This is a genomic window from Bacillus mycoides (genome assembly GCF_018742245.1).
GTDB lineage: Bacteria > Bacillota > Bacilli > Bacillales > Bacillaceae_G > Bacillus_A > Bacillus_A cereus_U.
In genome coordinates, this window is sequence record NZ_CP036132.1 from 4,406,957 (window position 1) to 4,427,428 (window position 20,472).

Below are 20,472 nucleotides of genomic sequence, written 5' to 3' on the forward strand. Positions count from 1 at the left end.
TTATGTCTTTTTTCCAGCAATCCATTAATGACCCACGTGTCCCGCGTGTCCTGCAGCTCCTGCAGTACCAGCTGCTGCTCCTGCTGCCGCCCCGGCTCCCATTCCACCTGCCCAAGGCTGTTGTTGTTGCTGATACTGTTGGTATTGTTGTTGACCTTGATGATGTTGTTGACCTTGATGATGGTGTTGGCCTTGGTGATGGTGTTGGCCTTGATGATGTTGTTGACCTTGGTGATGGTGTTGGCCTTGGTGATGATGTTGGCCTTGGTGATGGTGTTGACCTTGGTGATGGTGTTGGCCTTGGTGAGTTTGATAAAGGACAGCCTGCGGGTGAATTTGGTGCTGGCCTTGGTGATGTACTTGTTGCTGATGATGGCCTTGGTGTTGGTGTTGATGATGGCCTTGGTGTTGGTGTTGATGATGACCGTGGTGTTGATGATGGCCTTGGTGACCATGATGATGACTTTGATGAGTTTGATAAAGGACAGCCTGTGGATGAATTTGATGATGACCTTGGTGATGTATTTGTTGCTGATGATGACCGTGATGCTGGTGATGACCGTGATGCTGATGATGACCGTGATGACCGTGATGCTGGTGATGCTCATGGTGCACATGATGACCGTGAACACCTTGAGGGAAGCCGCCGATTCCACCAGCTACAACACCAACGCCAGGTACAGGAAATCCTGTTTGTACGCCTCCAACGAAAGATGGGAATGTAGTTGGCATGCCTACAGGAACTCCACCCTGTGCTCCGGTTACCGACGTTGGAAACCCTCCCATTCCCCCTGGAAAGCCTGTTTGTCCTCCAGCTACTGATGTTGGAAATCCTCCCATTCCCCCTGGAAAACCTGTTTGTGCTCCAGCTACTGATGTTGGAAATCCTCCCATTCCCCCTGGAAAGCCTGTTTGTGCTCCAGCTACTGATGTTGGAAATCCTCCCATTCCCCCTGGAAAGCCTCCTCCTGCTCCTCCCATCCACGTTGGGATTCCTCCATATCCTTGCTGTCCAGCGCCCTCTATTAACATCATCTGTGCATAACCGTCTTCCTCACCTACCATAAAGCCATGCGGTGCATTATTATCCATTCCTTTCATTACTTTCACCTCTTCTTCTCATTTAGCCTACCTTTTTTATCATATTTTCTATAGAAGAATAGGTGTTTGTCTATATGGGAATTCCGCTCTTTTTTATTTGTTCTCCATTCGTGTCAAAATAAATTAACTGATTATTCACTCTAAAAGGAGGGCGTTGTATTGATGATCATAACGAAGGCTGAAATAACTGATTTAGATTCAATCGGAGATATAGATATCGACGTGATTGGAAATGATAATAGACGAAATTATATTAAACGTGCTATTGATGAAGGAAACTGCATAATTGCAAAAGAGGACAATTCTATTTCCGGTTTTCTAACATACGATACAAATTTCTTTTGTTGTACTTTCCTCTTATTAATAATTGTTTCGCCAACGAAAAGAAGACAAGGTCATGCAAGCTCATTAATCTCATATATGTTAAATAATTCTCCTACTCAAAAAATATTTTCTTCAACGAACGAATCGAATACAAATATGCAAAAAGTTTTTAAAGCGAATGGATTTATGCGTAGTGGAATAATCGAAAACTTAGATGAAGGTGATTCAGAACTTATTTTTCACATAAAAAAGCTCAGAGCATAAACGCTCTGAGCTTTTATTAATAATTAATTAGTTTGCAACAACGTTAACAAGTTTTCCAGGAACGACAATTACTTTACGAACTGCTTTTCCTTCGATTTGTTCTTTAATTGCTTCAAGTGCAAGTTGTTCCATTTCTTCTTTTGATGCGTCTTTACTCATTGTTAGTTTTGCGCGAACTTTTCCCATAATTTGAACAACGATTTCAACTTCATCTTCTACAAGTTTAGACTCATCAAATGTTGGCCAGCTTGCATATGTGATTGTTTCATTGTATCCAAGCTTGCTCCAAAGTTCTTCCCCGATGTGAGGTGCAACTGGTGCAATCATTTTTACGAAACCTTCTACATATTCTTTCGGAAGTGTTTCAGCTTTGTATGCATCGTTGATGAATACCATCATTTGAGAAATCGCTGTGTTGAAGCGAAGCTCTGCATAGTCTTCTGTTACTTTCTTCACTGTTTGGTGGTAAGCTTTTTCAAGCTCTTTGTTTGGTGCATCAGTAATTTTCTCACTTAATTCACCGTTATCTTGAATGAATAGGCGCCATACACGGTCTAGGAAACGACGAGCTCCGTCAAGACCATTTTCAGACCAAGCGATTGAAGCATCTAATGGTCCCATGAACATTTCGTATAGACGAAGTGTATCTGCACCGTGGCTTGCTACGATATCATCCGGGTTTACAACGTTACCTTTTGATTTACTCATTTTCTCGTTGTTTTCACCTAAGATCATACCTTGGTTGAATAGTTGTTGGAACGGCTCTTTCGTTGGAACTACACCGATATCATATAATACTTTATGCCAGAAACGTGCATATAGTAAGTGAAGTACAGCGTGCTCTGCTCCGCCGATATAAATATCAACTGGAAGCCATTGTTTTACTTTTTCAGGATCTACAAGTGCTTCGCTGTTGTTTGGATCGATATAGCGTAGGTAATACCAGCAGCTACCAGCCCATTGTGGCATTGTATTTGTTTCACGGCGACCTTTTTTACCCGTTTCAGGATCAACAACATTTACCCACTCTTCAATGTTTGCAAGTGGTGACTCACCTGTACCTGAAGGACGAATGTTCTCTGTTTTCGGAAGAACTAATGGTAATTCCTCTTCTTTCACAGCTGTCATTGTACCATCTTCCCAATGGATTACAGGAATTGGCTCACCCCAGTAACGTTGACGGCTAAATAACCAGTCACGTAGACGGTACGTTACTTTTTGATTTCCTGCGCTTGTTACTTCAAGCCACTCAATCATTTTTACGATTGCTTCTTCTTTATTTAAACCATCAAGGAATGCTGAGTTTATGTGCGCACCATCGCCTGTATATGCTTCTTTCGAAATGTCTCCGCCTTTTACAACTTCCTTCATTGGAAGATTGAACGTTGATGCGAATTCATAATCACGCTCATCGTGAGCTGGAACTGCCATTACAGCACCTGTTCCGTAAGTTGCAAGAACATAGTCAGCGATCCAGATTGGTAATTTCTCACCATTTACTGGGTTAACTGCGTAAGCACCAGTGAATACACCAGTTTTCTCTTTCGCAAGTTCTGTACGTTCTAGGTCGCTCTTCATTTTTACAGAATTAATGTAAGCTTCTACAGCTTCTTTTTGCTCTGCTGTTGTAATGTCAGCAACAAGTGCATGTTCCGGAGCAAGTACACAGTAGCTTGCACCAAATAGTGTATCAGGACGCGTTGTGAAAACTGTAAATTTCTCATCTGTACCATCGATGTTGAAGTGTACTTCTGCACCTTCAGAACGACCGATCCAGTTACGCTGCATATCTTTTAAGCTTTCTGGCCAGTCAAGCTCATCTAGATCTTCTAATAGACGATCTCCGTAAGCTGTAATTTTTAACATCCACTGTCTCATCGGACGACGCTCAACTGGATGTCCACCACGCTCACTCTTACCGTCAATTATTTCTTCATTCGCAAGTACTGTACCAAGTGCTGGGCACCAGTTTACAGGTACTTCATCAACGTAAGCTAAACCTTTTTCAAATAGTTTTAGGAAGATCCATTGTGTCCACTTGTAGTAGGTTGGATCTGTTGTATTTACTTCACGATCCCAATCGTAAGAGAAACCTAATGCTTTAATTTGATTACGGAACGTATTAATATTAAGCTCTGTAAATTCTGCTGGGCTGTTTCCAGTATCAAGTGCATATTGCTCTGCTGGAAGACCGAATGCATCCCATCCCATTGGATGAAGAACGTTATACCCTTGCATACGCTTCATACGAGATAAAATATCTGTCGCTGTATATCCTTCTGGATGCCCTACGTGTAAGCCTGCACCTGATGGATATGGGAACATATCTAGTGCATAAAATTTTGGTTTTTCCGTCTCATCTGGCGTACGGAATGTTTTATTCTCTTCCCAATGACCTTGCCACTTCTTCTCAATTTCTTGATGATTAAAGCTCATGAGATACCCTCCTTGAAATTCCATTTATTTTCACCGCCAAAAATACAAAAAACCTCTCATCCCTAGAAAGGGACGAGAGGTTATAGATTCCCGCGGTACCACCCTAAATTAATGTAATAAATACATTCGCTTAGATCCGTAACGTGGATTAACGGCAATTGCTACTAATGATTTCACAACTGCAACTCAAAGGCGAGTTCATAACGAAACGTGGATTGACTTGCACCGACCGTCAACTCTCTAAACCAGCTTCTATTACTACTACTCCTTCTCACTGTTATTACAAATATGAGTTAATGTGAACTACCCACCACTTAGTATCTCTTACAAGCTTACTTGAAGCGGGGGCTTCTCGGTTAATCGTTACTTTTTATAGCTAACGAATTCGTCTTAGGACAGCCGAGCTATCTCCCTTGTTCCAAAGGTTATTTTAGTACTATTTATTTAAATATATTCTAAAACATGTTGCATGTTCCGTCAAACTAAACTGCAATTTTTTCTTCAACTGTTTCTTCTACTTTTACTCGTCTATCATAAATACTCGTTGCTATAAGTGCTAATACAAGCATTACCATGATCGCTATAAACAATACTTCCATATTGTATAAGTCAACAATCGCTCCGCCAACAACCGGTCCGAACATTTTCCCTACAGTCGCTGCGCTATTTACAACCCCTTGATAAAACCCTAACTTATCTTTCGGTGCAAGTATATTTGCAATGGTCGGAACTGCCGGCCATACGAATAACTCGCCAATTGTTAATGTCACCATCGCAACGAGGAACATCGTAAATTGCTGTGCTTGGCTTAGTACAATAAATGAAACCGCAAAAATACCAATTCCAATCATAATTTGTTGTTTTAAAGAACGCTTCATCCAGCGAATTAGCATACTAACAAGCGGTTGTGCACAAACAATCATCGCCCCGTTTATCGTCCATAATAAACTGTAGTGACGAAGACTAATATTTAACTCTCGCATATACGTCGCAATTGCCCCTTGCCACTGTACGTATGTAACCCAGCATAAAGCATATGCTACACATACGATAAGAAGTGCTTTAAATCCAGGTGTAAGTGACCACCCTTTTTTCGTTTCAGCTTCTTTTTGTACCTCTTGCCCTTTTTCCGCTTCCATACCACGGAATCCGATAAACGCAATTAAGAAGAAAATAAAGTATAAAATAAAGTTCGCTAAGAAAATATAATCAAAACGATAAGACGCAACTAAACCACCGCACGCTGTTCCAATAGCAATACCAACGTTTTGTCCAACATACATCGCATTAAATGCTCGTCTTCCGCCCTCTGGCCAAACCGTACCAACCATCGCATACATCGATGGAAACACCATTCCAGAACCGAATCCGATTAATGCTAGCCACACAACATATAACGGCCAACCGTGGAAGAACACAAGACCTAAAATCGATACAAGTGTAATGACAATCCCTACTAAAATTGATTTATAACCGCCCCATTTATCAAATAAAACACCGCCGAGCAAGTTTCCGATTACACCAGTAAGCGAGTTGATCATTAATACCATTCCGGCTACTGATAAAGATTTCCCTAAACTATCATGTAAGTAAATTGTATTAAAAGGCCATAAAAAAGAAGCACCCGTGACATTAATAATCATCCCAGCTACTAATAGCCATACTTTCCTTGGCATAGTCTCCCCTCCTATTCTCTTTTTTTCGTTCATATATATAACAGTAAAATTGTAGTCGTTTTTAAATAGGAAGGCAACTGATTAATAGTTGATGAAATTCAGATAATAGCACAAAGACGATTAGAATGTATTCTAATCGTCTTTGTAAAATATTAATCTATAAATAATGGAATCGTTCCCTCGCGAAAGGTTATCCAACTTCCTTTTCTCGCTTTGCACGTTCTTTAGCACTCCATTTAAATATTTTGTCTAGTAGAGAGTATATTCTCCCAGACTCCTTCGTTAATAATGGCCCTAACGACGCCAATATTAAAACATATAAAGCTGAGAATGGTTTAATCGTTGCCATTAAGCCACCCGCTATTCCGAGATTCGCGACAATAATGGAGAATTCCCCACGTGATATAAGTGTTAAACCGATATTCGTAGAAGCCTTATGCGATAACCCGGCTTTACGCCCTGCAATCATTCCAGCTGTAAAATTACCGATGAGGGTAATGAAAACTGCTCCTAATGCCAACCATACTGCTCCTCCAAGCGAAAACGGATCTATACTTAAACCGAAGCTGAAGAAAAATATAGCTCCAAAGAAATCACGAAACGGGACGACGAGATGCTCGATTCGATCACTATGCTCTGTTTCAGAAAAGACGAGTCCTAATAATAAAGCTCCAATCGCCTCCGCAACATGAATTGTTTCTGAAAATCCTGCTACAAAGAATAAAATAGCGAATATTACGATAATAAAAATTTCGTTTGACGAAATATCTAATACTTTATTTAGAAACGGCGTAGCTTTTCTAGCAATTACAAAGAATAGTAACATATATCCTACTGCGATTAACACGGATGTAAGAGCACCTACAAATGACGTTGCACCTCCGAGTACTAATCCTGAAACGACTGATAAATATACAGCTAAAAAGATATCATCAAACATAATGATTCCTAAAATTAGTTCTGTCTCTTTATTACCAGTTCTTCTTAAATCAACGATTACTTTCGCTACAATTGCACTCGATGAGATTGTAATAATTCCAGCAATAATTAATGTTTCTAGTAAGGGGAAGCCCATTATATATCCATAAAGTAAACCTAATATGAAATTAAGCGATATATGAACACTACCCCCAAAAGCAATCGACTTTCCTGATTTAATTAATTTTTTTATTGAGAATTCTAAGCCTAAGTAGAATAGGAGGAATATGACGCCAACACGGCCGAGGAAGGAAATAACTTCTCCGCTTTCAATAAACCTTAAATCGATAAGTCCTAAATCTGGGGCATGAGGCCCCACTAACATACCGAGTATAATGAGAAACGGAATAATCGAAAACTTTAACTTTGCAGCGAGGATAGCTGCAAAAGCTACTAATACTAACGCAGTTCCAACTTCAAAAATTAAAGTATCCATCGATTACGAGTCACCTCCTGCTGAAAGTAACTCATTAATAATTTTTTTCACTTCATGTCTTTCGCCCGATAATACGAGCATATCGCCAGCTTCAATGATAGAATCTGGGCCTGGATTAAAGAATTTCTTCATATTCTTTTTCAAAATAGCAATGATTGTTACGTTATATGTTTTTCGAACGTGTAAGCTACCAATTGTTTTTTGTACCACTGGTGCGTTATTTTCTACTTTAAACCATTCAATTGATAATCCTTCAAAAGCCATCTCAATCGTGTCTAAAGCTTGTGGTCTATATACCATCCCGCCTAATATAGCCGCAATTTGTCTCGCCTCAGAATCGCGAAGAGAAATGCTTGAAATACTCTCATCATGATCCGCATCGAAATGATATATTTCCCTTCGTCCATCATCGTGAATAACAATAACCATTTTTTCATTACCCTTTGTTATCACTTCAAATTTACATCCAATGCCTGGTAGTTCACTCTCTCTAATATTCATATTCCCGCCTCCTAAAATTTTTTAGTTACGGCTCTTCCCTTTTACAAATCTACATCAATCTCTGTTTTAAACTTTTCATCTTTTGATATCCCTAAATACTTTAACGTTTCTGACGGAGTCGCGTGATGAAAATGTTTTTGCAACAGTGCGATTGCTATGCCTCTTTTATATGCATGAAATCCAAATGTTTTTCTCATTGAGTTCGTTCCAATCTTACCAAGTATTCCGACCGCTTCAGCTGCACTATGGATAACACGATACGCTTGTTGGCGTGAGATTGAATTTGTTGTTTTATTAGATTGAAATACGTAGTTTTCTCTTTGAATATCAAAAGATTGTACGTACGCTAAAAGCGCCTCTTTTACTTTTGTATTTAAATAAATATCTTGTTTAAACTTTTCATCTTTCACAGGAAGAGCATAAAACTCTTTAACAGTTCCATCTTCATGTAATACATCTTCAAATTTAATACTCAGTAGTTCTGTAATTTTTAATCCAGTGTTAATCCCAATAACAAATAAAAGATAATCTCGCTGGGAATGCTCTTTCAAATATTTTTTCATAGCCTCAATTTGGCTTATATCTTTTAATGCCTCTACAACTTCCATACATGTATTCTCCTCATCTTATGAACGGTAATTTTCTCATCATGTTGTCCATTTTACCTTATCATGCTATGGGAATTCCATGTATTATCCATTTCCTTTTAAATTTTTTACGCTATACAATTGGAGCGATATACTTTAATGCACCTAAAAATTCTGGATATTTATGATTTGGAAACTTACTATTGTAAAAATACGTTGCGGTTAGAAAAATAACGAGGGATAAAAATGAAAATAGTAAAACTTCTTTGGACCTTAGCGTTATACCTATAACTTCAAATAAAGATCCATCTTCTTTCTGCAAGTTGGATTCCTCCTTTCATTTCCTGCTACTTTATATGTTTAGTTTATGTTACTTAATTATATTCTATAATATAATTAAGTAACATATCAATGTTTTTCGTTATTTTTTCTGAAAATAACGAAAAATACCGAGCACCCTATGCTCGGTATTTTTGTTATTAGTCCTCTTTTGGAAGAACAATTCCTTTATACAATTGAACTGTAATGAAGTAATAAATCGCATAAATAACTACGAAAATTACAATTGGTACCCAAATACGGAAATATGGATCCATTAAAATAAATCCGAAAATATTCATACCAACTAATACGTGAGCAATACCCACAATTGCTGGGAATAGGAATACTAAGAATAACTCTTTATAAATTGATTTCGTTAATAATTCACGGCGCACACCGATTTTACGAAGCATTTGATAACGCGTAATATCTTTTGATGCACCAGACAGAATTTTAAACATTAAGCAACTTGCCATCATTGCTAAGAAAGCAATTCCAAGGAAGAAGCCCATAAACACTGTTCCACTCGCAACACCGTAGAACATATCGTAAGCTTGATATTTACTGTTCATTCTTTCAGCCGTTACATTTTTATATTTATCTAGCTGCAACTCGTCAAGTTTTTTCCATTCTTTTGTGTATGTTAAGAAATCATCTGCTTTTCCGATAAATGCTATACCTTCTTTACCATTTATCCCATCGTACATTTTTTGATCTACAATTTTAATCGCATGATCTTCGTATATATAATATGGATGGATTGTACTAAAAGCATCAACCCATTCTTCTGGAAGTTCTTTAGCGTTCGCATCTTTTTCATTCATTTCTCTAGAAACTGCACCTACTGGTAGTTCCTCTGAAGCTTTCTTCGTATTCACTAAATCTTTCATCGACTTCATGTTTGTCATATCTTTTACTAAAGGACGATTTTTCTCTAAATCCTCTTTTATATAGTAAACGTATTTATCATCTACTTTGTAACGATATTCGTTTTTCTCTTTAAATGTAATACCGTCTAAAATTTTCTTTTCTTCAGCTGTTGGGTTATGAACTACTGAATCATATATTACTAAACCATCTACCATTTTTATAACGTTATTTTTAAACGCCATACCACCTGAAATTGCACCCGCTCCAAGAGCAACTAACATTGCTACTGTCGCAAGCACTTTCGTTAAACTATTAATACGGAAGTTTAATTGTGCAAAAGTAAAAGCGTTAAGCCCTTTTTCGCTTCGTTTTTTATTACTTTTTAACTTTTTAATAATAACCGGAAGAAGCGATCCAAATAGCATGTAAGTACCAGCTGTTGTTGTAATTAATGCAATAAGGATTCCCATTTCTCTTAGCTTTTCCATATAAATCATTGATGCATAACCAATACCTAATAAAATAACCGCAAGGAATGCAACTAAACCTGTCATTTTTCCTTTCACTGCAACACGTTCTGTTTGTGCATCTGCATGTACAAGTTGTAATACAGAAATACGGGATAATTTAATACTATTCATAATTGCTGATAATACAAATAATGCAAAGAAGAAGATGCAAGTAACAGTCATAGATGGTAAATAAAATGCTTTATAACCTTCACCCGCAAATTCGAGTTGTTTCATTAACAACTGACCGATACCTTCTGCAAGTCCTATACCAACTGCAAGTCCAATCGCAAGAGACGCAGCACCTAATACAATTGTCTCAATAAACATAAGTAATGTAACTTTATGCTTTTTTGCTCCTAACATCATATACATACCAAACTCTTTTTGACGAAGAGATAGTAAGAAAGAGTTCGCATATAAAATATAGAAGAAGGTTATTATCGCTAATAAAAATGAGCCTGCTTGGAATACGAATCCAATTTGGCCAATAGTAGAATTTCCCTTAAGGAAGGCTTCGTTTAATGCTAATGTTTGGAACATATAAAAAATTGAAATGGACATGACAAGACCAACAAGTAAGACGATATAATCTTTCAACTTACTTTTCAGCCCTGACATGGAAAGTTTAAATAACATACTGGGCCCTCCTTTCTTACGCTTTTTGTGTGCCTAAGTCTGCAAGCACATCTAAAATTTCTTTATAAAACTCTTCACGTGTACCACCGCGGTGAATTTCTTTATATAGCTCACCGTCTTGAATGAATAAAATACGCTGACAGTAACTTGCACTATATGGATCATGCGTAACCATCATAATCGATACGCCTTGTTCTTCATTTAAGTTTGTCATCGCATCAAGTAAACTCGCTGCATTTTTAGAATCAAGAGCTCCTGTTGGCTCGTCACCTAAAATAATTGCAGGCTCATGTACTAAAGCGCGCGCTGCTGCTGAACGCTGCTTTTGTCCACCAGATACTTCAGTTGGATACTTTTGAAGTATTTCTGAAATTCCTAACATATCAGCTACTTTTTCTACTTTCGGTCCAATATTACGTGATGGAACACCTTGAAGGGAAAGTGGAAGTGCAATGTTCTCATAAATAGATAAGTTCTCTAATAAGTTAAAGTCTTGGAAAATGAACCCTAATTTTTGTGAACGGAAATCTGAAAGCTCACCTTGTTTCATTTCCGTAATATCCGTACCCGCAATTTCAACAACGCCGCCTGTTGCTTTATCTAACGTTGAAATTACATTTAATAATGTCGTTTTACCAGAACCAGATGGTCCCATAATTCCTACAAACTCACCCTCTTGAATTGAGAATGATACGCCTTTTAACGCATGTGATTGGTTCTCACCTTTTTTACCGTACACTTTTTGAACGTTTTTCACGTCTACAACTGGTTTCGTCATATATATCCTCCTACGCTTGTTTTTCCATTACCTATTTTGCGCCTTTTGGAGGGGAACTGCTATTTGTTAACATTACATTTACCTTACACTTTTGTAATAAAATAAAACCAGGTCGTATTTCGACCTGGTTTACTCTGATTGCTTCGATCTTTGAGGTTGTCCTTTTTTACTGTTACGCTGTTTCACTTGAACAACTGGATCAAGTTCATTTGAAAATTCAGCGTTATGTCCATTTTGCGTTTTTTGCTCTGGGTTATTTTGATCTGAACGTTTCGCCATTACATTCACTCCTTTATTAGTGCGGTGTAATAATCATTTGATGTTGCAATTGGCGAATTGCCATCCGTGCTCTATTTAACTGCTCACGTTGCTCATCATTCGCATGTTGCTGCATCGTTTGTAAGTCGTTATATGCTTGTTCTAATTGCAACTGCGCATCTGAATACTCCATCGTATTGTAATGCTCTTGTCTCATGCCTTGGTCTAATTGTTCTTTCGCATATTCCACCGCTTCTTCCGCTTGTGTAATATACGATTCAAGTGATTGACGCTCTGCCATACTTGTCCCTCCTTGCTTCAATTCTCCTTTAGTGTGTCCCTTCCATATGAACCTTATGAGTATGTTATAATGGATTTTGTTTCATTTTGACTCGTCTTAGGAGGGAAAATAATGAAGGTTCAAAACCCTTTTCCATATACAAATGACAATAAACGTTATCATACATGGAATTACCACTTACGAAATGAATTTGGTGAAAAAGTCTTTAAAGTTTCATTAGATGCTGGCTTTGATTGCCCGAACCGTGACGGTACAGTTGCTTATGGTGGCTGTACATTTTGCAGTGCCGCTGGATCTGGTGACTTCGCTGGCGATCGCCGCGATGATGTTATAACTCAATATCATGAAATGAAAGAAAAAATGCGCTCAAAGTGGAAAGACGGAAAATGTATCGCTTATTTCCAAGCGTACACAAATACACATGCACCACTTGAAGTGTTAAAAGAAAAATTCGAACCGCTTCTAGCAGAAAAAGACGTTGTCGGTCTTTCTATTGCGACTCGTCCAGATTGCTTACCTGACGATGTTGTTGAATATTTAGCGGATTTAAATAAACGCACTTACCTTTGGGTTGAACTCGGATTGCAAACTGTTCATGAGCGCACCGCAAACCTTATTAATCGCGCTCACGATTATCCATCTTACGTTGAAGGCGTAAATAAATTACGCAAGCACGGTATTAGAGTTTGCTCTCATATTATTAACGGTCTTCCCCTTGAAGATTACGACATGATGATGGAAACAACTCGTGAAGTTGCAAAGCTTGACGTACAAGGAATTAAAATTCATTTACTTCATTTATTAAAAGGAACGCCAATGGTGAAGCAATATGAAAAAGGACAATTAGAATTCCTTTCTCTTGAAGATTACGTAAGTCTCGTTGTTGACCAACTTGAGATTATTCCAGCAGATGTAATTGTTCACCGCATCACAGGTGACGGTCCACCTGATTTAATGATCGGTCCAATGTGGAGCTTAAATAAATGGGAAGTATTAAATTCCATCGATGCAGAATTTGTACGCCGCGGAAGCTGGCAAGGAAAATATGCAAATGAGGAGAAACAAAAATGAAATTAGAACGTGTATTACCGTTTGCTCGCATGCTACTGCAAACAGCAGTAAAAGAAGGTGATTACGCTATAGATGCAACACTTGGCAATGGACATGACACTTGCTTCCTAGCTGAAATCGTTGGAGATAACGGAAAAGTATTTGGATTCGATATTCAAAAAGAAGCGATCGAAAGCTCTACTATCCGACTAAAAGAAAAAGAACTTTTCGAACGTACTGTTTTAGTCCACGATAGTCACGACACACTTGTATCCGTATTACCAGAAGATGCAAAAGGAAAAGTAACAGGCGCAATCTTCAACTTAGGTTACCTTCCTGGCGGTGACAAACATATCGTCACAAAACCGAACTCAACAATCTCGGCGATTGAACAATTGCTAGAACTAATGGCACCTGAAGGTATCATCGTCCTTGTCATTTACCACGGACATCCAGAAGGACAAGTAGAACGTGACGCTGTACTTAAATTTGCAGAAGAACTAGATCAAAAACAAGCTCACGTTTTGCGATACGGCTTCATTAACCAGCAAAACAACCCGCCATTTATTGTGGCGATTGAAAAGCGATAAAGTGAAACTTTAATCAGCCCTCACCAATCGGGCATTTATGGGTAGTTGATCTACCGCCTAACTTCTTTGCTCCAGCTGAATTTTGAGGTGGGAGTGTTACTGCCCACAAATAGCGGGATAATATATCGACGATTCGACACAACACAATAGAATAAGAAAAAGACGTGCATTCACTGCACGTCTTTTTCTTATTCTCCTATATAATGGATGTATTAAATATTAAAGGGGACTAAGCAATGATCGGAATACTAGCAGGAATGGGACCAAAATCAACTGGACCATTCGTCGATACAGTTGTAGCAAAGTGTCAAACAATATACGGAGCAAAGCATGATATGGACTTTCCTCATATGATGATTTATTCGTGCCCAACACCGTTTTACATGGATCGCCCTATTGATCACGAGGCGATGAAAAAAGCGATTATTGAAGGAGCACAAAAACTTGAAAGTACTGGCGTAGGATTTATCCCGCATTAACGGGCAGTAAGACTCCCTCCTCAAAATTCAGCGAATGCGAGGGCGTTAGTTGGGAGATCAACTGCCCATAAAAGCCCGATTGGTTCAACTAATAATCAGTGGGGGATGGACAAAACCCCCACTGATTATAGTTTCACTTTATCGCTATGCCGTGCAATACGGCGCATCTTTATTTTGAAGAATTACAGCATTCTCTGTCCATTCCGATTTTAAATATAGTCGATGAAACGTTAAAAGCAATTCCTGAAACTGCAAAAAGAGTCGCTCTCCTCGCAACAGAAGCAACTGTTCAAGCTGGTATTTACCAAGATGGGATTGCACAACGTAATATAGAATACATTCATAATGAAAAATGGCAGGAAATGATTAATCAAATTATTACTTGTATTAAAGGCGGAGAAGTTGAAGAAGCTCACAAATTATGGAGTGCACTCGTTTTACAATTGAAAGATGAAGTAGATACCGCTATTATCGCATGTACCGATTTGAATGTAGTGGCGAATGAGGGCTTTGTAGATTCTGCTCAATGTCTTGCGAAAGCGGTTGTTAGGATGTATGTAGAAAATATAAAGAGGTCCCAATGAATATATCTTGCTGGCTATTGTTTTCAGAAAGATTATGTTGCTGCAGCAAGTTCATTAATTCACCTTTAGTTGCAAATCTCTCTTTATAACGTCCTTTGTATACACCGTTTTCAGAAGTAAATTGCGCTTCCAATTCAAAGAAAGGCGTTGGCTTAAAGTTTTTAATTTCCTGCTGTCGCTTGTTTATCAAACACAACACAGATGTTTGTACTCGTATAAACACCTTGAACGCCTTTCTTACGTAAGAGAAGTGTATATAACCTAACTAGCATTCATTCCAATAATCCAATCGCTAATTTGACGTACTTGCGCTTCAGCAAACATGCGCTCATAATCTGAACCAGGCTTTAAATTCTGAAAACCTTTTTTAGTATCATCTACTTCTAAACTATTGATCCACAAGCGGTTATTTTTTTTATTTGTACATCCTGCTTGTTGAATGATTAACCTCGCAATTGCTTCACCCTCTCAATCGTAATAAAACTCCAACATAGCGCTATGTTGGAGTTTTACTGCTACCTATTCATAGAAAGCACTTACTAAGAACAACATACTATAGCATCATCAAATGCATCTTCTGGAACATACACCTTATTGCCCTCTACTTTATATGGAATGTTGTTTCTTTCAAATCTTTCTGTGTCAACAGTTTCTACAGTGTCGCCCCATTTCACATATTTTCCTTTGTATTCTTTTTGACAAGCAGACAATATGAATAAAATAGATAGACAAAAAATCAGTATTAAATTCTTTTTCAAAATCTTTGTCTCCTTTTTTATGCAAATATGTATTTTCAAGGTTTTAATTTAAAGAATATCACTAAGTAAAATATAAAGACAATACTATAGGATAATTACTTCTTCTTACATTCATTCTGTGCATTACTTACCAGTAACAACATTTGTCGCCACTAATTGATTATTAACTATTCGTGCTATGTTGGAGTTTTACTGCTACCTATTCATAGAAAGCACTTCCTAAGAACAACATACTATAGCATCTTTAATTACGTAAAAAGTAAATTGGATGAGGGCGACTTCCACACCGCCCTTACTTATTTTCAAAAGGCACTTCAAATTAGGATACAAAAAGGAAATGAAGCGCTGATTCATTCAACTAAGCTTTGCATTGCGTATTGTATGTCTCGCCGATAAAATCTGCCCTAAAAACTTTTAACATTTTTCACAATTCCTTCAAAATATCCACACTTAATCTCGCTATATTAAAATGAGGAATCTATTCATATAGGGAAGGTTAGGGGAACTGAAAGTATGAAAGTAAATCGTTCGCTTCATTACATTTTTTGGCGTTGGCATTTTTATGCTGGGCTTTTTATTACGCCGCTTCTTATTACATTGTCACTGAGTGGAATTGGGTATTTATTTCGGGAAGAGGTTGAAGATTTCATCTATAAAGATTTATATTTTGGGAAGAGCGCCCAAACAGAGTCTATTTCGATGGCTGATTCGCTTTTCTTAACAGAGAAAAAATATCCACATTATAGTGTGGCGAAAATTAGTGAGTTTAATGGGGATTATAATACGAGGCTTACTATTGCAAATGAATATACTGGGCAACAAAAATATGTGTATTTAGATAGCAATAATCAAATTGTTGGAGATCAAAATGCAGCTGAAACGTTTGCCAATATAATGCGGGAATTACATAGTTCCCTTTTAGTCGGTGGCACTGTCGTCAATTATATTGTAGAACTTGCAGCGTGCTGGACAATCTTTTTAATTGTAACCGGATTGTATATGAGTATACGCCAATTCAAAAACACACCGTCATCCAATAAGCGCGAAAAAGCAAAACGACGTCATTCTATTATCGGTATTATATTTACAATTCCTCTCGTTCTGCTAGTCGCATCAGGTTTACCTTGGTCAGGATTTATGGGTAACCAAATTTATAAAATCGCAGCGTCGAATGAATCAATCGGATATCCGAAATTGTATATGGCACCACCTGAATCAAAGGTAAAAGAATTACCCTGGGCAACAAGAAAAGAAGCTCCTCCGGAATCTAACTCAAGTGAGCCAAAAATAATTTCAATTGATGAGTTACAAAAAGGGATTGAAATAAAGAGGCCATACGTTATCTCACTACCAACTGATCCGAAAGGTGTATTCACTGTTTCGAAATCAAGCGGTTCCGGTATTACGGGTATGGATGTGGCACCAAATGAAGAAATAACAGCTTACTTTGATCAATATAGCGGAGAACTCATTTCGAAAACGGACTATCGTGATTATGGATTATTTGCACAATGGTTCACTTACGGTATCCCGCTTCACGAAGGGCATTTATTCGGATGGCCAAATAAAATATTATGCTTACTAACAACATTATCTTTATTACTTCTCATTTATTACGGAGTAAAAATGTGGTTAGCACGGAAGCCTAAAGGAAAATTAGCGGCACCTCCAAAGCAAAAAGATAAGAAGAGCTTATTCGCTTTCTTTATCATGATGGTTATACTAGGCGCTGTCATGCCTTTATTCGGACTATCTGTTTTAGTTATCTTCGCAATCGAACTTCTCATATATGTATTTTCAAAAATACGATCATAAGAAAAAAACCACTCAACATGAGTGGTTTTCTTCATCACTGCGCCATTTTCTTTCGGTACATCTTCCCGTTCCAATAGAAGAATCGTGAAGTAAGCCCTCCGTATTTTACAATGCGCCGTGCCATTTTGTGCATATTCTTTTGTGCTGATACTTTTTGATCTGATAAATAAATACCAAGTAACCCTCGGCTTATGAGACGATGAAACTTTGCATGAGGTAAATCACCAATGCTCTTCTCTGCTTCTTCTACAAAATGTTTCATACGATCTAATATGGCTTGCTCGTTTTCGTAATAACTACAGAAATTCAAATCCCCGCCCATACGATCTTCTTCTTGATCAATGAAATAATCAAGTAAAATGTGAAGTCCTTGTACGTAAGGAAAATATCCTTGTCTAATTTTCTCAATATCCTCATCATGTAATTCATCATGAAATGCATATGCTACAAGACAAAAGATTCCTAAAGTTGATCCTGCACAAGCCGAAAATTCAAACCAGCTCATCGGCGGCAAGTTTTCTTTATGAGCTTCAAACCATGTTTTTAGACGCGGTTCTCTTTCTTCTAACTTCACATGTTTATGAATTTGCAAATCACAATAATAACAAGCAAGCTCATGAAGAATTGGAGCAATTTTATCATAATGCTTCGTTTTCTTTAAAACATCCTGACACGTTTCAACGAGCTCATCTAAATAACCACCATCATCTTGATCATCACGATAACGATAATAATTACCGCCTCCTTCAACTTCAGGACTTAATGCCATTACCATCGACTCATGAAGAGCCGCAAAGTCTTTCGGATCAAGTGATGTACTACGGTCACATAAATTATCCAAATAGTCGCTAATCGTTTGATATGCTACGATAAAACGAATACATTCCTCTCGATGTTCATTTGCTAGCAGCGCTAAAATGCCACCGCCCTCGCAATGAAACGTTTTATTCTCAATACTTGCGATTGCCTGACTATGAAGCTCGTCATTCGGAATATGGTAGGCACGCTCTTTCCACATCGCTAGCTCATGGTGTACAACCGGAAACACATCACGGTATACTTTCGCCATGAGCGTTATGGGATTACTCGGTACGTTCACTTCTTCCTTCATCTCCTCTGTTAAATGTACAAATAATGATTTATTTGTTTGTTTTTACTATATTATTGATATGCATTTCAGTAAATGACTGAATATAATTCAAAATTTCATCACGCTCATACTCATTTAATAATTCATGATAACAATTAGGCCATTCTTTATATGCCTTATCACTAATTTTAACATTATCAAACCATGTACGGACACGTGTTTTATCTACAAGTTTATCCTCACACGCCTGCATTAGCAAGAGCGGAACATCTGGAAAATCATCTATTTTCTCATGAGCAATCTCGATAGACTTAATCAATTCACTATACCAACGTACTGATACTTTGCGCAAGAACAATGAATCATTCTCCATCGCATCCCTCACTTCATGGTTACGAGTTGACATTTCTACAGTGAGATTTGTTGCAAATTGCAATTTTGGAGCAACGACATTTAATATTTTTGAAGCAGCACGAAGCGGAGCAGAAGGTGCAGCCAATACTCCTAAACAAGGCGAGCTTAATACAATCCCATCTATGTCCTCTCTTTTCGTTTCTTGCATCATACGAATAACGACAAGTCCTCCCATACTATGACCAAATAAAAAAATAGGCAATCTATATTTTCTTGCTTCTTTCACCCATAACTTTATTTCCTCTATGTATTCATCAAATGAATCGATATGTCCTCTATTTCTTGAAGTTGTTCCGTGTGCTGGAAGATCCCCCATAACGACGTGATAACCGCTATGATTCCACATTTCTGCAACTGCTTCATAACGCCCGTGATATTCCATAGCACCATGCACGATAATAATGACGGCTTTCGCTTCTTCCGCTTCATAGTTCCACATACGAAACTCCTCCATTTCACTCTTTTTCATAATTTGATACACTAAAACTAGTCTCTAGGAAAGGAAGGCTTTACATGATATATCCTTACAAAGAAAAAAATCCGAAAATTGCGAGTAGTGCTTTTATCGCTGACTATGTTACCATTACAGGCGATGTGACAATTGGCGAAGAATCTAGCATTTGGTTTAATACAGTCATCCGCGGTGATGTATCACCAACGATAATTGGAAATAGAGTAAATGTACAAGATCAATGTACACTTCACCAAAGCCCACAGTATCCTCTTATTTTAGAAGATGACGTTACCGTTGGGCATCAAGTTATTTTACATAGCTGCAAAATTGAAAAAGATGCTTTAATTGGAATGGGATCTATCATATTAGATGGCGCTGAAATTGGTGAAGGAGCTTTCATCGGTGCTGGTAGTCTCGTTTCACAAGGAAAGAAAATCCCTCCTAATACGTTAGCTTTCGGTCGTCCTGCGAAGGTCATTCGCGAATTAACAGAAGAAGACCGTAAAGATATGGAACGTATCCGCACACAATACGTTGAAAAAGGACAATATTATAAATCGTTACAAAAATGATTTTATCGCTGCCATAAGACTGGCAGCTTTTTTTTATGAAAAAATCTAACTTTTTCTTTACAAAACATTATTATTCCCTCAATAAAATCTTATTAAAATAGAAGTTAATAACTCCATATATATGTAAATGAGGGAGGAAAAATCTCATGAAGGTCAGTGGACTATATAAAATAGAATGTTACATTTTCAAAGGAATTAATCGCTACTTTGATCAAAAAACATTAAACATCTTTTTCAGCAATATTACCCATATCGGTGGTGCTACCTTCTCCATTGCACTTACCCTATTCTTTTTAATTTTCGCAACAGGGAATTTGCATCAAGCTGCAATTGCAACTGCTATTTCTTTAACAATTAGCCATATCCCGGTGCAAATACTAAAAAGATGGTATCCACGAAAACGCCCTTATTTAACAATTCAAGATGCGAAATATCCAGTACAGCCTTTAAAAGATCATTCTTTTCCATCCGGACATACAACGGCTGTTTTCTCTGTCCTCATTCCATTTATTTGCTATAATCCAAACTTGCTTGCTTTTCTATTACCTTTAGCGCTATGCGTCGGTATTTCCCGTATTTATTTAGGGCTTCATTATCCGTCAGATGTATTTGTAGGCATGTGCCTTGGCACTTGCTCTGGCATCATCTCTTTTTATCAATTCATTCCACTCATGTAAAGGAGCGATA

Annotated in this window: 20 protein-coding genes, 3 pseudogenes and 1 other annotated feature; of the genes and pseudogenes, 8 read left to right on the forward strand and 15 right to left on the reverse strand. The window is 37.8% G+C overall.

The features are described from left to right. Window positions 1-24 precede the first annotated feature (24 nt). The gene (locus tag EXW56_RS22640; protein WP_215596963.1) at window positions 25-1,101 is read right to left on the reverse strand and encodes a VrrB protein; all 1,077 of its coding nucleotides are present in this window, start codon (window positions 1,099-1,101) and stop codon (window positions 25-27) included. 162 nt (window positions 1,102-1,263) lie between these two features. Between EXW56_RS22640 and EXW56_RS22645 the strand changes: the two genes are divergently transcribed. Beyond that, window positions 1,264-1,689, forward strand: coding sequence for a GNAT family N-acetyltransferase (locus EXW56_RS22645; RefSeq protein ID WP_427224956.1), 426 nt, complete (start codon window positions 1,264-1,266; stop codon window positions 1,687-1,689). A 27-nt stretch (window positions 1,690-1,716) separates the two neighbouring features. Here the strand turns inward: EXW56_RS22645 and leuS are convergent, their stop codons facing one another. The 10 genes from leuS to EXW56_RS22695 all read right to left on the reverse strand — a co-directional run bounded on the left by leuS (window position 1,717) and on the right by EXW56_RS22695 (window position 11,979). Continuing rightward, window positions 1,717-4,125: a leucine--tRNA ligase gene (gene leuS / locus EXW56_RS22650; protein WP_033710716.1), complete on the reverse strand. Its 2,409-nt coding sequence runs from the start codon at window positions 4,123-4,125 to the stop codon at window positions 1,717-1,719. A gap of 65 nt (window positions 4,126-4,190) precedes the next feature. Next, window positions 4,191-4,409 (reverse strand) — a binding site (T-box leader). 198 nt (window positions 4,410-4,607) lie between these two features. Continuing rightward, window positions 4,608-5,801: an MDR family MFS transporter gene (locus tag EXW56_RS22655; RefSeq protein ID WP_215596964.1), complete on the reverse strand. Its 1,194-nt coding sequence runs from the start codon at window positions 5,799-5,801 to the stop codon at window positions 4,608-4,610. 190 nt (window positions 5,802-5,991) lie between these two features. After that, complete coding sequence (locus EXW56_RS22660; RefSeq protein WP_002199086.1) at window positions 5,992-7,215, reverse strand: cation:proton antiporter; 1,224 nt, start codon at window positions 7,213-7,215, stop codon at window positions 5,992-5,994. 3 nt (window positions 7,216-7,218) lie between these two features. Next, window positions 7,219-7,716, reverse strand: a complete 498-nt coding sequence (locus tag EXW56_RS22665) for a cation:proton antiporter regulatory subunit (protein WP_002199085.1) — start codon at window positions 7,714-7,716, stop codon at window positions 7,219-7,221. A gap of 41 nt (window positions 7,717-7,757) precedes the next feature. Next, window positions 7,758-8,324: a tyrosine-type recombinase/integrase gene (locus tag EXW56_RS22670; protein WP_002199084.1), complete on the reverse strand. Its 567-nt coding sequence runs from the start codon at window positions 8,322-8,324 to the stop codon at window positions 7,758-7,760. Between the two features lie 112 nt (window positions 8,325-8,436). Further along, window positions 8,437-8,625 (reverse strand): hypothetical protein, encoded by a 189-nt coding sequence (locus EXW56_RS22675; protein WP_215596965.1) that lies wholly within the window; start codon window positions 8,623-8,625, stop codon window positions 8,437-8,439. Between the two features lie 157 nt (window positions 8,626-8,782). Beyond that, the gene (locus EXW56_RS22680; protein WP_002199083.1) at window positions 8,783-10,642 is read right to left on the reverse strand and encodes an FtsX-like permease family protein; all 1,860 of its coding nucleotides are present in this window, start codon (window positions 10,640-10,642) and stop codon (window positions 8,783-8,785) included. Between the two features lie 16 nt (window positions 10,643-10,658). Next, window positions 10,659-11,420, reverse strand: coding sequence for an ABC transporter ATP-binding protein (locus tag EXW56_RS22685; protein WP_002199082.1), 762 nt, complete (start codon window positions 11,418-11,420; stop codon window positions 10,659-10,661). A gap of 129 nt (window positions 11,421-11,549) precedes the next feature. After that, on the reverse strand, window positions 11,550-11,699 hold the full coding sequence (locus EXW56_RS22690; protein WP_001129345.1) for a hypothetical protein: 150 nt from the start codon (window positions 11,697-11,699) through the stop codon (window positions 11,550-11,552). 16 nt (window positions 11,700-11,715) lie between these two features. Next, window positions 11,716-11,979, reverse strand: a complete 264-nt coding sequence (locus EXW56_RS22695; RefSeq protein WP_002112394.1) for a YtzC family protein — start codon at window positions 11,977-11,979, stop codon at window positions 11,716-11,718. 111 nt (window positions 11,980-12,090) lie between these two features. Between EXW56_RS22695 and EXW56_RS22700 the strand changes: the two genes are divergently transcribed. The 4 genes and pseudogenes from EXW56_RS22700 to EXW56_RS22715 all read left to right on the forward strand — a co-directional run. Further along, complete coding sequence (locus tag EXW56_RS22700) at window positions 12,091-13,050, forward strand: tRNA modification radical SAM protein MnmL/YtqA (protein WP_215596966.1); 960 nt, start codon at window positions 12,091-12,093, stop codon at window positions 13,048-13,050. After that, complete coding sequence (locus EXW56_RS22705; RefSeq protein WP_199659268.1) at window positions 13,047-13,619, forward strand: tRNA 5-(aminomethyl)-2-thiouridylate-methyltransferase MnmM; 573 nt, start codon at window positions 13,047-13,049, stop codon at window positions 13,617-13,619. The genes EXW56_RS22700 and EXW56_RS22705 overlap by 4 nt, the downstream gene beginning before the upstream one ends. Before the next feature lie 236 nt (window positions 13,620-13,855). Next, window positions 13,856-14,089 (forward strand): annotated as a pseudogene (locus tag EXW56_RS22710) (amino-acid racemase); the annotation flags it as partial. A 143-nt stretch (window positions 14,090-14,232) separates the two neighbouring features. After that, window positions 14,233-14,682, forward strand: a pseudogene (locus EXW56_RS22715) (aspartate/glutamate racemase family protein); the annotation flags it as partial. 7 nt (window positions 14,683-14,689) lie between these two features. Here the strand turns inward: EXW56_RS22715 and EXW56_RS22720 are convergent. Next, window positions 14,690-15,006, reverse strand: a pseudogene (locus EXW56_RS22720) (DNA topoisomerase); the annotation flags it as partial. Window positions 15,007-15,221: 215 nt separating this feature from the next. Beyond that, complete coding sequence (locus tag EXW56_RS22725) at window positions 15,222-15,440, reverse strand: hypothetical protein (RefSeq protein WP_070129093.1); 219 nt, start codon at window positions 15,438-15,440, stop codon at window positions 15,222-15,224. A gap of 513 nt (window positions 15,441-15,953) precedes the next feature. Between EXW56_RS22725 and EXW56_RS22730 the strand changes: the two genes are divergently transcribed. After that, window positions 15,954-17,255 carry a PepSY-associated TM helix domain-containing protein gene (locus EXW56_RS22730; RefSeq protein WP_215596967.1) on the forward strand — a complete coding sequence of 434 codons (1,302 nt, stop codon included), beginning with the start codon at window positions 15,954-15,956 and terminating at the stop codon, window positions 17,253-17,255. A gap of 34 nt (window positions 17,256-17,289) precedes the next feature. On the opposite strand, the gene EXW56_RS22735 is transcribed toward EXW56_RS22730, so the two are convergent. Both EXW56_RS22735 and EXW56_RS22740 read right to left on the reverse strand, forming a co-directional pair. Further along, complete coding sequence (locus tag EXW56_RS22735; RefSeq protein ID WP_016106418.1) at window positions 17,290-18,354, reverse strand: tetraprenyl-beta-curcumene synthase family protein; 1,065 nt, start codon at window positions 18,352-18,354, stop codon at window positions 17,290-17,292. A gap of 40 nt (window positions 18,355-18,394) precedes the next feature. After that, entirely contained in the window at window positions 18,395-19,198 is an 804-nt protein-coding gene (locus EXW56_RS22740; protein ID WP_215596968.1) for an alpha/beta hydrolase, read from the reverse strand. 74 nt (window positions 19,199-19,272) lie between these two features. On the opposite strand from EXW56_RS22740, the gene EXW56_RS22745 reads away from it, so the two are divergent. Then, a complete protein-coding gene (locus EXW56_RS22745; RefSeq protein WP_002015678.1) occupies window positions 19,273-19,785 on the forward strand; it encodes a gamma carbonic anhydrase in 513 nt (170 codons plus the stop codon). 146 nt (window positions 19,786-19,931) lie between these two features. Continuing rightward, window positions 19,932-20,462, forward strand: a complete 531-nt coding sequence (locus EXW56_RS22750; RefSeq protein ID WP_002112405.1) for a phosphatase PAP2 family protein — start codon at window positions 19,932-19,934, stop codon at window positions 20,460-20,462. Window positions 20,463-20,472 lie beyond the last annotated feature (10 nt).